General features: G+C 55.8%; 13 protein-coding genes. 3 read left to right on the top strand and 10 right to left on the bottom strand.

Going from position 1 to position 15,661, the window contains the following annotated elements; genetic code table 11:
• Nucleotides 1-507: 507 nt before the first annotated feature.
• The 5 genes from PZA18_RS16790 to serS all read right to left on the bottom strand — a co-directional run bounded on the left by PZA18_RS16790 (nt 508) and on the right by serS (nt 6,096).
• Nucleotides 508-1,509, bottom strand: a complete 1,002-nt coding sequence (locus tag PZA18_RS16790; RefSeq protein WP_284102027.1) for a hypothetical protein — start codon at nt 1,507-1,509, stop codon at nt 508-510.
• Between the two features lie 644 nt (nt 1,510-2,153).
• Nucleotides 2,154-3,086 (bottom strand): exopolyphosphatase, encoded by a 933-nt coding sequence (locus PZA18_RS16785; RefSeq protein WP_284102026.1) that lies wholly within the window; start codon nt 3,084-3,086, stop codon nt 2,154-2,156.
• 82 nt (nt 3,087-3,168) lie between these two features.
• A complete protein-coding gene (locus PZA18_RS16780; RefSeq protein ID WP_284102025.1) occupies nt 3,169-4,140 on the bottom strand; it encodes an SPFH domain-containing protein in 972 nt (323 codons plus the stop codon).
• A gap of 89 nt (nt 4,141-4,229) precedes the next feature.
• Nucleotides 4,230-4,655 carry an NfeD family protein gene (locus PZA18_RS16775; protein WP_284102024.1) on the bottom strand — a complete coding sequence of 142 codons (426 nt, stop codon included), beginning with the start codon at nt 4,653-4,655 and terminating at the stop codon, nt 4,230-4,232.
• Nucleotides 4,656-4,815: 160 nt separating this feature from the next.
• Entirely contained in the window at nt 4,816-6,096 is a 1,281-nt protein-coding gene (gene serS / locus PZA18_RS16770; protein ID WP_284102023.1) for a serine--tRNA ligase, read from the bottom strand.
• Between the two features lie 616 nt (nt 6,097-6,712).
• On the opposite strand from serS, the gene PZA18_RS16765 reads away from it, so the two are divergent.
• Together PZA18_RS16765 and PZA18_RS16760 are read left to right on the top strand one after the other, a co-directional pair.
• Nucleotides 6,713-9,031, top strand: a complete 2,319-nt coding sequence (locus PZA18_RS16765; protein WP_284102022.1) for a S8 family serine peptidase — start codon at nt 6,713-6,715, stop codon at nt 9,029-9,031.
• A 148-nt stretch (nt 9,032-9,179) separates the two neighbouring features.
• Nucleotides 9,180-11,492, top strand: a complete 2,313-nt coding sequence (locus tag PZA18_RS16760) for a S8 family serine peptidase (RefSeq protein ID WP_284102021.1) — start codon at nt 9,180-9,182, stop codon at nt 11,490-11,492.
• Between the two features lie 66 nt (nt 11,493-11,558).
• On the opposite strand, the gene PZA18_RS16755 is transcribed toward PZA18_RS16760, so the two are convergent.
• A complete protein-coding gene (locus PZA18_RS16755; RefSeq protein WP_284102020.1) occupies nt 11,559-11,768 on the bottom strand; it encodes a hypothetical protein in 210 nt (69 codons plus the stop codon).
• A 643-nt stretch (nt 11,769-12,411) separates the two neighbouring features.
• Here PZA18_RS16755 and trxC point away from each other — a divergent pair.
• Nucleotides 12,412-12,837: a thioredoxin TrxC gene (gene trxC, locus PZA18_RS16750; protein WP_284102019.1), complete on the top strand. Its 426-nt coding sequence runs from the start codon at nt 12,412-12,414 to the stop codon at nt 12,835-12,837.
• Nucleotides 12,838-12,901: 64 nt separating this feature from the next.
• Here the strand turns inward: trxC and PZA18_RS16745 are convergent, their stop codons facing one another.
• The 4 genes from PZA18_RS16745 to PZA18_RS16730 form a co-directional block, all read right to left on the bottom strand.
• Nucleotides 12,902-13,270, bottom strand: a complete 369-nt coding sequence (locus tag PZA18_RS16745) for a VOC family protein (protein ID WP_284102018.1) — start codon at nt 13,268-13,270, stop codon at nt 12,902-12,904.
• A gap of 137 nt (nt 13,271-13,407) precedes the next feature.
• The gene (locus tag PZA18_RS16740) at nt 13,408-13,977 is read right to left on the bottom strand and encodes a hypothetical protein (RefSeq protein ID WP_284102017.1); all 570 of its coding nucleotides are present in this window, start codon (nt 13,975-13,977) and stop codon (nt 13,408-13,410) included.
• Between the two features lie 279 nt (nt 13,978-14,256).
• The gene (locus PZA18_RS16735; protein ID WP_284102016.1) at nt 14,257-14,661 is read right to left on the bottom strand and encodes a VOC family protein; all 405 of its coding nucleotides are present in this window, start codon (nt 14,659-14,661) and stop codon (nt 14,257-14,259) included.
• 75 nt (nt 14,662-14,736) lie between these two features.
• Nucleotides 14,737-15,600: a nucleotidyltransferase domain-containing protein gene (locus PZA18_RS16730; RefSeq protein ID WP_308447409.1), complete on the bottom strand. Its 864-nt coding sequence runs from the start codon at nt 15,598-15,600 to the stop codon at nt 14,737-14,739.
• Nucleotides 15,601-15,661: the final 61 nt, after the last annotated feature.

Raw genomic sequence — 15,661 nt, 5'->3', positions numbered from 1 at the left:
TGGGTGAGTTTGGAGGGGGCCTGCCGTGACGCATTTCATAGTATTTTTTATTTTGAGCAGGGGTTCCCCTGATAGAGGCCCATTTCAATACTGCGTCATCGAGCGGAGAAAATGTAACGTGATTGCATGACGAAATAAAGAATCCAAATGGATTGAAACATATTTCATCAGATCTTCATCTGTGGCATGTTTTGTCGGGCTAATCCATTTGGAGAGGATGGGTAAATTGTATGGCTGTTGGACGAGGGTTGCTTGTAAAAGAATTTCCGCTTCTAGTGGCACTGCAGCGTAATACGCTGGAGGAGTAATTTATAAAAGTAGTGAAGCTAGTGAGAAATTAAAATCGCAGTAAATTTGCAAAAGTACTGAATGCTAACGTTCTCGAAAGTAGATTCATTTCCGGTTGCAAACAATCCATTGATTTAAAAATCTATTTGCGCGCAGAAATGAATCTTCTAACGAGGAAGTTGGTAAATATGGGCTTAAAGCTTATGATGCGATGTAAAGCTAGTTGTGAACAGATCGCTTAAAGTCTTGGTAAATTTTCACTCTTCGTTCGGCGCATGCTCTGGCGTCTCGATCACGATCAACAATCGCTTCCACATCTTCTTTTTTCTTCTCTATTGGCTCCGAGCAATAAGACTGTATGGCGATTCGCCATTTATCGCCTTTTATAGGCTCTTTATAGACACGTCCGCCAATTGTGTTGGGTAGAGATGGGTTGTATGTTTCAACTATGGTATCTGTGGCGATTTGCAGTTTTTGACTTGAAACTTTCAATAAATAAATCTGAGCTAAAGAAAATGCTCTTTCGCAACTTTCTTTCCCTGTGCATTCGACGGCTACTTCACTTTCCATGCGGGATAAGTCTAGATCAGTAATGATTTTTTTCAGAGAAATTATTTCAGGCGGCGATGCCATGGTTACTGATTCAGCGTAATAACCAGGGGCTGAGACGAATCCAGTAAACAACTCACCGTCAAATGCAAGGGTGCATTTGCCATCTTGGGTGGTAGTGCAAGTGACGCGCTCGGATTCGATTCGATCATTGTACCTTGTCGAAAAAGAAACTTTTGCCCCGACGATGCTGTTGCTACTGGCATCTACGAACACCGGGGTTTCGAATTTTCTTAAAGGATTCATCGTAATGTAAACCTTAGGGTTCTCTGTTTTAAGGTCTTCACTCTTGTAGGTGAATCTTTTTGAATAGCCGGATTTTTCTGCTTTGTACTGTATATCGAAATTTGGGCTACGAATCATGCCGCCGGCGGCAAGTGTTTCAAAAGTACATTGCCCGTTTTTATCAGTGGCACAGGTTTTATCGGTTATCTTTTGTGTTCTTTTGTCTATAAACCTGAAATAAACAGATGCGTCGGAAATTGCCTGGCCTGATAAGGACTCCTTGGTAAATATGGTCCAGTTCAGGTTAACTGTAGCTTCAGCCGCTGACGTGCTCAGTAAGAGTGTAATGAATGTGATTAAAACTAATGATTTGTTTCTTGCTGGCATGTTGTGCCTCGTGTTGCCTTTGTGTAGAGTGGTTGCCTCGTAGAGGTGAGTTTTATTTTAGCCCCTTGTTTGGTGATTGGCAATGGTTTAAGAGAGGAAAGATATTTTAAATTTTTTTTGATGAAATGGATTTGGAGTGTATTGCAATTGGGAATTAAATTCTTGTTATTAGTAAAGGGGGTGATTTTTGAAAGTCAACTTTCTTGGTTTCAGGGCTTTGCTTGGTGCATCGAAATGAAATATTCTGGCGATGGACTTGTCCAGGTCAAATCCCTTATGTTTTCCGCATGATAGATATTTTCCCGGCTATTCAAATTTTTGAGTGCGCTCCCGTTCAGGAAATTTAGTATGTCGATCAGGTATTTATTCTAGATTGGAGTGAATGGATGTATTTTCTTGGAATGTTTCGTTTGATGATTCGGGAGTTTTCTCAATTTACCCACATGTCGTAGTGCCAGGCAAAATAGTTATTGAGGTCTCCTACTTCAATGCCGAATACAAGATGCACACCTGTGACGCCAGGTACGTAAATGGGCCTGCAGCCACAACTGTTACATTAATAAATATAATCTGGATACTCATCGAACGGACAAACCGGGTGAGTCTGGGCGCAGACTCACCCGGAAAGCGGAGGGAAGCCGGTATCAGCCGTCTGCGTTGATTTTGCTACGTAGCGCGGCAATTACGGTTTCGGCTTGGTCGTTGGCCACCTGACAGGTGCCGGCATTCTCGTGGCCGCCGCCGCCGTACTGCAGCATCAGCTCGCCAATATTGGTTTTTGAGCTGCGGTTGAGGATGGATTTGCCAGTGGCCAGAACGGTGTTCTGCTGCTGCAACCCCCACAGCACATGGATCGAGATATTGGTTTCCGGGTACATCGCGTAGATCAGAAAGCGGTTGGCTGCCCAGATGGTATCTTCCTTGCGTAGATCAATGATCGCGAGGTTGCCGTGAACCGTTGTGCAGCGGGCAATCTGCTCTTTGGCTTTGGGCCCGTGCTCGAAGTACATATCTACCCGCTCTTTCACATCCGGCAAGGCCAGGATCTGGGTGATGGTGTGGTCGCGGCAGTGCTTGATCAGATCCATCATCAGCTGGTAGTTCGATACCCGGAATTCGCGAAAACGACCGAGGCCGGTGCGGGCGTCCATCAGGTAGTTCAGTAGCACCCAGCCTGTAGGGTTGAGGATTTCCTCGCGGCTGAACTGGGCCGAGTCAGCTTTGTCCACGGCCAGCATCATGTCGTCGGGGATGGCAGCGAAGACCTTTTTACCGCCGTAGTAGTTGTAAACCACCCGCGCTGCCGAGGGGGCATCGGCTTCGATGATGTGGTTCTGCTTGCCTCCCGGGTTGCGTAGCGTCTCGGAGAAGTGGTGATCGAAGGCCAGATGGGCTGACGCGACATAGGGCAGGTTGGTGGTAATGTCACGCTCGGTAACTTCCACCTTGCCATCCTGCATATCCTTGGGGTGAACGAACTTGATGTCGTCGATCAGCCCCAATTCGTTCAGCAGCACGGCACAGACGAGGCCATCGAAGTCGCTGCGGGTGATCAGTCGGTATTTCTGTTCAGGCATGGTGCACTCCTCGATCCTTATGATGCCCGCAGTCGGGGGCTTCGCTGTCTACGGTATCCAGTCTGGCCTGGCGGCCAGCCGATCAGCGGTGGGTGTTGCTACCGCTGCCCGGCGCTTGCGTGGTCTTCACTACATTCATAGCCGTTGCCACGATACCTGCAACATCCGATGCATTCGCAGGCAGCAGCATGGTGGTACTGCTCTTGGCGATTTTGCCGAAGGCGTCGATGTATTGTTCGGCGATCTTGAGGTTGACGGCCTCGGTGCCGCCCGGCTGGCGAATGGTCTGGGCAATCATGTGGATGGCCTCGGCAGTGGCGCGGGCAACCAGTCTGATCGACTCCGACTCCCCTTCAGCGCGGTTGATGGCCGCCTGTTTTTCACCTTCGGAACGGTTGATGAATGATTGCTTCTCACCTTCCGACTGCTGGATCGCCGCCTCACGCTGACCGGTGGCGATATTGATCTGTTCCTGCTTGCGACCTTCAGATGCGGCAATCAGGGCACGCTTTTCCCGCTCGGCGGTAATCTGGGCCTGCATGGCGTGCAGGATTTCCTTGGGTGGGGTCAGGTCCTTGATTTCGTAACGCAGTACTTTCACACCCCAGTTGGCTGCGGCTTCATCCAGTGCCGATACGACGTGGCGATTGATGTCGTCGCGTTCCTCGAAGGTCTTGTCCAGCTCCATCCGGCCGATGATCGAGCGCAGTGTGGTCTGTGCCAGCTGGGTAATGGCCAGCACGAAGTTGGAGGAGCCATAGGAGGCTTGCTGGGGGTCGGTGACCTGGAAGTACAGAATCCCATCCACCTGCAGCTGGGTGTTGTCCTTGGTGATACAGATCTGGCTCGGGACATCCAGCGGGATTTCACGCAGATCGTGCTTGTAGGCGAGGCGATCAAGGAACGGGATGATGATGTTGAGGCCAGGGCCGAGGGTGGCATGAAATCGGCCCAGGCGCTCGATCACATAGGCATGTTGCTGCGGCACGACCTTGATCGACTTGAAAACGAATATCAGGGCAACAATGACAACCAGAATAAAGATGGTTTGCACACGGGACTCCTTGTTTGGGGATTGGTTTGGATTGGGCCTGGAGCTGTCGATATTTCATTTCCGATCCGGAAACAAAACGTCAACAGAGCCTAGGCGTGCGGCGGGGTGCCGGATACGAGCAGAGTGCTGCCACGCAGGCCGGTAATGTAGAGATCGGCTGGCCGTTCCGGTAATGGTGCGGCCAGTTCGGCATCCCATTGCGTGCCCCGATAGCGTACCCGCAGGTGCTGATCGTCGTGCCAGGTTTCGGCGCTGACGCGCTGGCCGATATCGCCGGTTTGCTGCTGTTCTGCCTTGACCGATGTCGATAAGCGGCGGCTGCGGAGCCAGACCGTGCCGGCAATGGCTATGGCTGCCGCAATCGGCAACTGCAGGTTGAACGGAAGCCCCAGTAAGGCGGCAATGCCGCCACCGGTAAAGGCGATGCCGAATACCAGCAGATAGAACGTGCCGGTCGTCAGCTCCAGTCCGACAGCCAGCGCCGCCAGGACGAACCAGACCAGATAATCACTCATCGTGCTTCCCTCTTTTTATGGAAAACGTCAACAGAGCCTAAGACCTGATTCCTGCGGTAGACCAGATCCTGTTGTGGCCAGACGGCATGACTCAGTATTAGTTATGGATAGACCGCGCAAAAAACAAAAGGAGGCAAGCCTCCTTTTGTTTTTTTCTGGATCAGCCCAGTTTTTCCAGGCCGCCCATATAAGGGCGCAGAACCTCTGGAATGGTGATGCTGCCATCGGCATTCTGGTAGTTCTCCAGAATCGCCACCAGGGTACGACCCACGGCCAGCCCCGAGCCGTTGAGGGTATGCACCAGCTCGTTCTTGCCTTGTTCGTTCTTGAAGCGGGTTTGCATGCGCCGGGCCTGGAAGGCTTCACAGTTGGAGCACGACGAGATCTCGCGGAAGGTGTTCTGGGCGGGTAGCCAGACTTCCAGATCGTAAGTCTTGGCAGCGGTAAAGCCCATGTCGCCAGTGCATAGCGTCAGCACGCGGTAAGGCAGGCCCAGCTTTTGCAGAATGGCTTCGGCATGACCGACCATGTCTTCCAGTGCCGCGTAGGAATGGTCGGGATGAACGATCTGCACCATTTCCACCTTGTCGAATTGGTGCTGGCGGATCAGGCCGCGTGTATCGCGACCCGCAGCACCGGCCTCGGAACGGAAGCAGGGCGAATGCGCAGTCAGCTTGATCGGCAGTTCTTCGGCCTTGAGGATGCTGTCTCGCACCGTGTTGGTCAGCGAGATTTCGGCAGTCGAAATCAGGTATTGCGTATGGCCGCCATCGCCACCGCGTTCGACCTTGAACATATCATCGGCAAACTTGGGCAGCTGGCCGGTACCGAACAGGACTTCCGGATTGACGATGTAGGGGGTGTACGCCTCGGTGTAGCCGTGCTGGGTGGTGTGAGTGTCGATCATGAATTGCGCCAGCGCACGATGCAGGCGGGCAATCCCCCCCTTGAGCAGCGTGAAGCGGGAGCCAGCCAACTTGGCGCCGGTCTCGAAGTCCAGGCCATGAGGGGCACCGACATCGACATGATCGCGCACGGCAAAGTCGAACTGACGGGGCGAACCCCAGCGCCGGACTTCGACGTTGCCGGTTTCATCATTCCCGGCGGGCACGGATTCATGCGGCAGGTTAGGAACGTGCAGCAACAGGTCGGACAGTTTGGTCTGCAGCGCGGCCAGGGCCTCTTCCGAGGCTTTCAGCTCGTCGCCAAGATTCGCCACCTCGGCCATGATCGCGGAGACATCTTCCCCTTTTGATTTGGCAATGCCGATCTGTTTGGCGCTGCTGTTGCGCTTGGCTTGCAGATCCTGGGTGCGGGTTTGCAGTTGCTTGCGTTCGTTTTCAAGTGCAGTGAAGGCCGCGACATCGAGAGCGAAGCCGCGCGCAGCCAGTCGCTGAGCGACGGCTTCGATGTCGTTGCGCAAAATTTGGATATCGAGCATGAGTTTCCCTCGAAGGTCTTTAATCAGTATGACCGGCCATTTTAGCCCGGATATTGCTCGGATTTGCGAGAAGTTCATGCCTGCGCGCCGATCATGCAAGGGCCAGGATGCTCCGGTTTTTTGCACTGCAGCAGGCGTTGTTGATTTTCCCTTTTTAAAACAGTCACTAAGCCGGGATGCGCCGCCGGGAGTTGCGACCGGCGTGCCAAGGTTCAGATTTTTGTGAGCAGCAAACCCCGCATTTCCTGCTATCAAACAAGGGCAAGGTGCCGCCGTCGTACAAGCCTGTGCGAGGACGACGGCGGTTGCGCCTGCACAAGATCGTGGGCGTTTTCCGCTGGTTGATGCTTGCTCGCTGACTGCGGCTCTGTGCAGGGGTGAATGGTTCGAAGCGGCGGGGAGTGTTAGCTGTATTACTTGTGATGGCTTGGTGAGGGGATGGTTAGAGATTGCTTAGTCTGGCGAAATGCGGGATGTGCAATGCTGCGCAGCCTGTTGTTCCCGTTCATTCCGCCAGGATCTGGCTAGGCTCTGTTGAATGGGGTGATCTGGAAGCGAGGGGGCGGGAGCGTTGCGACCTGCCTGAACCGTTGTCAAAACATGAGGTGGATAATTCATGAAGCGTCTTGCAATTTTCGTTGCTGTCAGCGCCGCGCTGAGCAGCCCTTCCTGGGCCTACACCAAGCTGGATGCAGCCTTGACCGCTGTGGCGCAGAAGCCAGCTTTGGCCGAGAAGGTGTTAGCGCGTGCTGCGCTGGAGAAGTCGCAGTTTGCCAGCGAGCCGGTGGTTAAGACCCTGCTGCGCTTTGAAGGAAAAGGGCTCGACAGTATCCGCGCCAAAGGGGCGGTTGTGCATTCTGTGTCGGGTGATATCGCAACGGTTGATATTCCGGTTTCCAAGGTGGGCCTGATCGCGGCACAACCTGGAGTGATTTACATTGAAGCCGCCCGTCAGTTACGGGCGCATCTCGAAGCCAGCGTTCCGGCCACCCATGCGGATCAGATCCGCTCCGGCACGGCGCCAAACTGGACCGGGGCTACCGGTAAGGGCGTGATTGTTGGTGTGGTCGATGATGGCCTGGATTTCCGTCATCTGGATTTCCGTAATGCGGATGGCACAACCCGCTTGCTGGGTCTGTGGGACCAGCGGGCAAGCGGCCCGGCAGGTAGCCCGCCGTCCGGTTTCCAGTACGGCGGGGAATGCACGGTCGAGATGCTGAACAAGGCGATTACCGAGGGGACCAGCTCGACAGCCTGTACCCAGCCTTCCAAGGGAAATCATGGCACCCACGTAGGCGGGATTGCTGCTGGCAATGGCCAGCAGACCGGCAATGGCCAGACAGCTTACCGATTTGTGGGGATGGCCCCACAGGCCGACATCATGGCGGCCAACTCGATTGGCGGCGGCATATCCACCAGCAATGCCGTGGTGGATGGGGTGAACTACATCAAGCAGAAGGCGGCGGCGCTGGGCAAGCCGGCCGTCGTCAACCTGTCGCTGGGTAGCTACTACGGCGCCCGCGATGGCACATCCAACTACGAGAAAGCCTTGACCAACGCCGGCGGCAAGGGCTTCATTCTGGTTGGGGCGGCAGGCAATGAGTCAACCGACAAGATCCGTGCCCACGGCAGCATTGCGCAGGGCGAAACCGTGAATGTTGGCTACAACATTCCCGTGGATAAAGCCCAAACGGTTGAAATGTGGTACCCCGGCACCAACAAGTACGCCGTCAAGGTCACTGGCCCGCAGGCGGACTGCGTCACCGATACCATCAATCCCGCCGATCCGGTGGCAACCAAGGAAACCGCATGCGGTCAGGTGGTGATCACCTCAACTGACATCAATCCCAATAACGATGACCGGCAGATCACCATCAACATCAACCCTGGTACCAGTGCGCTCAAACAGGGCAAGTGGACAATCAGCATCACCGGCACGGTTGCAGCGGCTGGCAGCACCTTCAGCATGATCGGCGCGGACGACGGTAATAACGGCGTGTTTACAGATCATACCGATGCCGTTACCAAGCAGATTCTGACCGATACTTCTTCAGCGACAGACGTGATTGCGGTCGGCGCCTACGTCACCAAGACGCAGTGGAACTCGCTCAATGGCGCAAGCACCAACACCAACCATGGTCCGATTGGTGATGTGGCGGCGTTCTCCAGCCGTGGCCCGCGTCGTGATTGCAGCAACGCCAGCAAGTGCCCGCCGATCATGAAGCCGGAAATCACTGCGCCAGGCGCGATGATCATGTCTTCCTTGGGGCAGGATGCCCCCCGTAGCGACAACACCACGGTCGAGGCGGATGGCCAGCATGTGGCCTACAACGGCACCAGCATGGCCACACCGCATGTATCCGGCGCCATTGCCCTGTTGTTGCAGAAAGACCCCAACCTGACCCCGGCTGACGTCAAGCGCTTGTTGTTCGGCAATGTGCAGACCAACAACTTCACCACCAACCTGCCGACTTTCGATGCCGCCAAACCCATGCCGGCAACCCCGAATGACGCCTGGGGCTATGGCATTCTGGATGTCGCCAAGGCATACAACGCCATCTCCGGCGGTAGCTCGGGTGGCGGTACGGCGAAGTTCACCGCCAGCGCAACGGGCGATCTGAAGACCCTGGCATTGGTGGGAACCATCACTCCCGCTACGGCCGATGTCGGTAAGCAGGTTTATGTCTACCTTGCTGCACGCCTGCCCAATGGGGCGTTCTTTATCCGGCATGGCGCCAACTGGGAGCCTTTGTCCTCGCCGATTGCACCTATCAATCCTAATCTGGCCCCTGCCACAGCCTCCATGGAAGTGCCGATTGTGTCGGGCATCGACCTGAGCGGCCTGGTCGGCACCGAGATCTATATGGGCTACGGTGCCAGCGATGCCGAGATGTTACAGAAGTCCACTTTCGGCAAGGTTTACACCCTGCATTAAGCCATCACCCGGTTTATCATCACTCCGATCTGCCGCCCCTGTCCGGGGGCGGCTTTTTTTCGTCCGGCGCGATCGGAAACAAAACGTCAACAGAGCCTGGCTCCCGGCCTATACTCGGCGTTTTGTCTAGTTGCTGCGAGATTGCCCGATGTTGTTGCGCCACGCCGTCATTGCCTGTTTCCTGACCTTTACCCTGCCGGTTTCCGCCGCGTATCTGGATGCCCCCGCCACCCTGGCCGCACAGCGGCCGGACCTCGCCCGACATACCTTGCCTTCGGTGGCGATGGGGAATCGTTTTGCCGAGACCCCCAGCATCAAGGGTTTGCTGCGCTTCAAGCTGGGCGGCCTGAGAGAGCTGGAGCGACTTGGCATTACTCTGCATTCGGTGGTGGGTGATGTGGCCTCGGTTGAAGTGCCCCTGCATCAGCTGGCGGCGGTGGCGGCTAGCGATACGCTGGTGTCGTTTGAAGTGGCCAGGCCGGCACGGCGTCTGTTGTCCACGAGTGTGGTGCAGACCGGCGCCAGTCGTCTGCGAACTGGTCAGGCGCCCAACTGGACGGGTGCCACCGGGAAAGGGGTGATTGTTGGCATTATCGATGATGGCATCGACATCAGACATGCAGATTTCCGCAAACCCGATGGCAGCACCCGCTTGCTTGCCGCGTGGGACCAACGTGAGAGCAAGCGTGCCGGCAAACCTCCGGCAAGTTTCAGTTATGGCAGTGAATGTACGGCCGGGGCAATCAATAGCGCCTTGCGTGACGGCCGCTCTGCCGCCAATTGCCTGCTCGATGACCCCTCCGGCCACGGTACCCACGTTGCCGCCATCGCTGCAGGTAACGGGGCGGCAACCGGGGGCGGCAAGCCGGCTTTCCGCTACGTTGGCATGGCGCCGGAAGCTGATCTGGTGATCGTGAATGCACTCGACCGCGATGTGACGACCAGCAATGCCATCGTTGATGCGCTGGCTTATATCAAACGCACCAGCAAAGCCGCCGGCAAGCCCGCAGTGGTGAATATGAGCTTTGGTAGTTATCACGGGCCAAGGGATGGCACGTCGAACTATGAGCGAGCCTTGTCGAATGCTGTCGAGATGGGCTTCATGCTGGTGGCGTCGGCCGGCAATGAAGCCGAGGTGCCGGTGCGTGTCGGTGGAACCATCGAGCGCGGGCAAACTGTCAGCTGGCCGTATCTGATCCACGTTGGCAGCCAGGGGGAACAGGCTGAACTTTGGTACCCCGGTGCCGATGACTATGCCGTCAGAGTGCTGGGGCCTGTCAGCGGAGATCGGGTTTGCGATAGCGGCTGGATTTCATCTGGCAGCACACCCGTGGTGACCGAAACTGCTTGTGGCCGCCTGACTTTCATGAGCCAGGTGCAGGCGAATCCTGAGAATGGCGATAAGCAGGTTCTGATCGACTTCAAGCGCGGTCAAAGTTCGTTGGCGCTGGGCGAGTGGACGATCCAAATTCGGGCGGATCGGGCGGATGCAGCGAGTTCCTATAGCCTTGTAGGCGGGGAAGGGGGGCTGGAAGGCAGTTTTGTGGTGCCGCCCGGCACGCTGACGCGTGAGAGTCTGGTGGATACCGCCACCGCATCCAAAGTGATTGGCGTGGGAGCCTACGTTACCCGGACCGATTGGAACAGTCTGGAGGGGGAGGTCAGCTTTGCGGACCGCTACACCTTGGGTGATCTCGCCCGTTTCTCCAGTCGGGGGCCAAGGCGGGTATGCAGTAATCTTGCCAAGTGCCCACCCCAGCTCAAGCCCGAGCTGGTGGCGCCTGGCATGGCAGTGTTCTCGGCGCTGTCAGGTGATATGGGTTTGGCCAATGGATCGATGACCGATCCGGATGGTGTGCATGTGGCGGAATTCGGTACCAGTATGGCGGCCCCGCACGTAAGCGGCGCGATTGCCCTGCTGCTGCAACGCAATCCCGATCTGACGCCGGAAGAAGTGCGCGCCGCCTTGCTTGGACAGACTGCACTCAATCGGTACAGCGGCAACCTGGCCCGGTTCGATGCCCGCAAGCCTTTGCCTGATCTGCCCGACTATGGCTGGGGCTACGGCATTCTTGATGTCGCAGCCGCCTGGCAGGCTTTGCCGGCGTACCGACCCTTGAGCTTTCAACCCAAGGCGATCACTCGCGATGGGCTGCGCACCTTGTCGGTAACGCTGACACCGCGCAAGCTGGATCAGGGACGAGCGGTGAATGTCTACATTGTGGCGCAATTGCCAGATGGCACGCTTTACCAGAGGCATGGCAGCGGCTGGAAGCCTGTCAGCCTGCCTGCGCCAGCATCGGCAATGCTCACGCTGGCCGAGCAGCAGGAAATATCGGTTTATGAAGGGATAAAACTGACGGAAGGGCTGAGCGGAACCCGGATCTATGTGGGCTTCGGTGCGGATGTCGAGGAAATGCTGGGACGTGGAAATTACAGCTTGGTAGATACCTTGCCCTGAGGCGAAAAACCAGAGACGAGCCTCAGGTTTCTGCAGATGGCCTGAAGGCTCGCCCGGTTTTGGGCATCAATTGAGTGCCGCTTGGTTATCGCGGGTCGGGCTGATGGTGATGTGGGCATTGCCAGGGTAATAAGCGGAGGCTTCACCCAGTTGCGAGCGGAAGCTCACTTCGTATTGCCGACCAACAGGATTAATGGCAATTACTTCAAAGCAGATGTTTTCACCATGATGGTTCTGGATGAAACGGTCACCCGGTTGTAGTTCTTTGATAATCATTTTTCAATTTTCCAAACAAAAAATTCGCGCAACAAGCGCCGCCAACTCTATATTTAGCGCAGAAGTTGCCAGGAGACAAGCCCTAATTCCGCAAACGGCAATGCGAATTTCAGTCAGAAACTTTGGATATAAAAATCTGCGTTATTTATCAAATAAATACGCGATGGCATAGCCGGTAGTTTCTGGCGGGAATCAGTAAAATGATTCGGGGGCCTGGAATGTCCAAGGCACCTTGCTGGCCCAAACAGGGCATGGCACGGTACGAAAAAGCCGGGGAAAGGTGGGGTTTTATGCTTGTTATAAGCGGTCTGCCAGTCCACGGCGCGGGGCCTTCGTCACAGCGAGCCAGGACTCTGACAAAGCAGAAAGCCGGGCGATAACAAGCTCGTGGGGCATCTGGAACGGCGCTCTCGTTTTTATCGGATTTATTCCGAGAGGCAAGCCAAAAGGACTGGGGCTTGAGAACTGCAAGGTAGGCAGGTTTGGTACTTTTTCTCCAAACCGGCGCGCAATCTAACACAAAGAATTGGGCATGGGTAGTGCTTTGTCGAAAAAATGCGTTTGCGCCTTCGCCTTGCCGGGGGCTTGAGATCAGCGGCATTGCCTTGATCTAGGTTCTGTTGACTCATTGTTGGAGACGAGAATGTTGCTAGTGTGTCCCGCTTGTGCCGCGAAGAATCGGGTATCTGAAGACAAGCTGGAGGCTGGGCCGAAGTGTGGAAAATGCGGGCAGGCCCTGCTGACGCCCGAGCCCGTCGCCCTGTCTGATGCAGCCCTGCCTGGTTTTCTGGCAGGAACCGAGCTGCCCGTGGTGGTGGATTTCTGGGCTGCCTGGTGTGGGCCTTGCCAGATGATGGCGCCGCAGTTTGCTGAGGCTGCCAGCAAATGGCCGCAGGTGCGGTTTGTCAAGGTGGATTCTGATGCAGCTCCGGTTGCCAGTCGGCACTTTGGCATCCGCAGTATTCCAACGCTGATCCTGTTTGTTGGCGGGCAGGAGGTGGCACGACAAAGTGGTGCCCTGTCGTCCGGGCAGATTCTGCAATGGATCAAGACCAGTCTGCCGAACTGAGCACCCCAGATCTTTGGTGCATAAATCAAAAAAGAGGCGAAAGCCTCTTTTTTGATTGCAGCGCTTAACCGAAACAGACAGCGTTGAGCTTGTTGCCGTCGAGATCGCGGAAGTAGCCAGCGTAAAAGCCCGGGCCACGCTCACCAGGGGCACCTTCATCGGTACCGCCTAGCGCGAGGGCCTTGGCGTAGAGTTTGTCAACCCACTCGCGGGAAGGCATGTGAAGCGCCACCATGCTGCCATTGCCAATCGTGGCCGGCTTTTCGTCAAACGGCAGGATCACACCCAAGCCAGGCGCCGAAGGATTGTTGCTCCAGGCAATACCGCGCTCGGACTCCCACACACGTTTGGCATCGAGCCCCTCGAACAGTGCCTCGTAAAACGAGATTGCACGGGGCAGATCGTTGGTGCCCAGCAATACGTACGCCATCATGATTGACATATCTCCTGTGGTTTGGGGGTTTTAACATAGAGAACATTCGTTCTTTTTGCAAGACTGATCCCAATGATCACGTATGACGTTCAGGAAGAAAGGTGAGTTGTCGATATCCGGAATACCACCAAGCCAGTTTACTGCAGCAGCTTGACGATATCGTCAACCGCGAGGTCGGCATGGACCTTGTTGCGGGCTTTGGCAATCGCTTTGCGTAGCTCTTCGACCAATGGCCGCAATTCTTCAAGCCGGGTACTTTTTTCGAGCTTACGGGTAAAAAACAAACCGCTGAGGCCCAGATATTCCGAGGCGACACTTTTCAGCAAGCCCCTGACGGTAGCGACCGTCGCTTCTTCTTCTGGGGAGATGGTGTCCGGGATGGCAACCGCTTTCGGTGGGGCTGGCTTGGCTACGGTGGCAGTTGCCGGCGCGGTATGGCTATCTGATGTTTCAGTAAGGATGTCTGCGGCGACCAACTCAAGCTCGGCGGTGGTGCTGGCCTCAATCAGCCCGAGTTCGACCAGCTTGCCAACCGAGCCTACCGGGGCGCCCAGTGACTCGGCCATGTCATTCAACTGGCCACCAGTTTTGTGACCATCGACCTGCAACAGCAGGGTCCGCAATCTGCCTGTCAAAGCGGGGCAGGCGTGCCGGTCTTTCAGGGCGGCTTGTCCTGCTTCGGTTTTTACCATAATCGAATTGAACATTCGGCTCTCTCCTTGTGCTTCCCCAATCAGTCCCGGCGCGGCGCCGGGTAATGGTATTCGGTAGCGGGCCCGCGACCTTGCTGGTCGTTGTTTTCAGCCCGAAGCCGAAGTTAGCACAGTGATCACCTGTCGGACTATCGGTGCAAGGCTTCTAATGCAAGAAACCCCTGCTTTTTGTGCGCGACTGGTTAATTTGATGTCTGTTCTGCCGAGTCTGTCGGGACACACTGTCCAAAGTGGAAGGCGTCACCCGGCTGTCTTGCCAGCGATCAACAGAGCCTAGTGTTCGACATTGATCATCCAGGAGATGCCGAATTTATCGACCAGCATGCCAAATGCCTCGCTCCAGAATGTCTTGGTCAGCGGCATGGTGATGGTGCCGCCTGCGGCCAGTGCCTGGAATACGCGGTCGGCATCGGTGGTGGTTTCGACGCTGATTGATAAGGAACAGCCTTCCATGGCGGCTGGGGCGTCCTCCTGGCCGTCTGCCGCCATCAACACTGACTCCCCGATCTTGAAACTGACGTGCATCATTTTCTCGCCTGATCCCGGTGGGACATGCGCTTGATCCGGAGCGTCCTTGTATTGCATCTGGAACAAAATCTGCGCATCGACGGCCTTTTTGTAGAACTCGATGGCTTCGGCACACCGGCCATTGAAAATCAGGTACGGCTGTACTTGCATGGTTGTCTCCAGGGTTGCCCGAGTCGGGCGGCATGGCCGACTTCGGGACGCAAATGGCTTACCCTGATTTTTAGTTCACTGCGGCGGGGTTTGCTCGACGCGAGCGGGTGCGCTGGCGGTCTGGTGTACCACCTGAAACAGCATCTGGTCGAGCAAGTGCTCATCGCCTGCCGGCTTTTTCGGGTCAGTGTCGTGTTCGGCTTTGGCCAGTTCTGCCTCGATAAAGGCATGGATCAATGTAAAGCGGTCGCCATGTGCGGCTTCGCCAGAGGCCATTTTGACTCGGAGCAGGGCGTTGATTTCATCGCGCAGGGCGTTGTCGTTAATCAATGCCTCAGCCATTGTGGCAAAACGCATCGGCGGCATTCCCCGGCCAGAATCGATCCAGCGGGCAGCGAGCAAGGGACGTAGCACATACAGGTACTTCTTCAGTCGAACGGTGTCTCCCTGCAGATAGTCGCGGAAATTCTTCCTTGCCATGGCCAAGTAGTGCCACCTTCCTTTACGGCGGGAAAAGAAAACCGGCGCCAGTGTTCGTAGCTTGTCTATCACGGCTTCATCCCGGCGGTAGACGATTGGTGAGTCCAGCCATTCGAGCAGGGTGGGATTGGAACGGCGCAATAGCTGCAGCGCCTTGCGAAGCTCCCAGCCGCTGATGTCCAGCTCGTCCGAGATCGGGAGCTCAATCACATCGCGCTGTGGTTCGACCCGGAAATACCATTCCGGTTGATGCACATAGAGGAAGCGCACATCGTAATCGCTGTCTGGCGATGCAAATCCCCAGGCACGGCTGCCGGATTCGCAGGCAAACAGCACCCGCACCTGATGTCGGGCTTCAATGGCCTCCAGCTCGGTGAGAATACGCTGGCGGATGCTAGGCTCTGTTGACGCTTTATTTCCGGATCGCGTTTCGTCGGATTTGGGCCTGATGCAAGGCAAAAAGCGCGCCGCTTAGTGGGCTAAGCAAGCGGATTTTAACGCGGCAGCAGGCCCAAATCCG

It is taken from the genome of Parachitinimonas caeni (assembly GCF_030129945.1).
Classification (GTDB): domain Bacteria; phylum Pseudomonadota; class Gammaproteobacteria; order Burkholderiales; family Chitinimonadaceae; genus Parachitinimonas; species Parachitinimonas caeni.
Note: the sequence above shows the minus strand (reverse complement) of the source record. Positions and strands in the feature narration are given on the sequence as shown.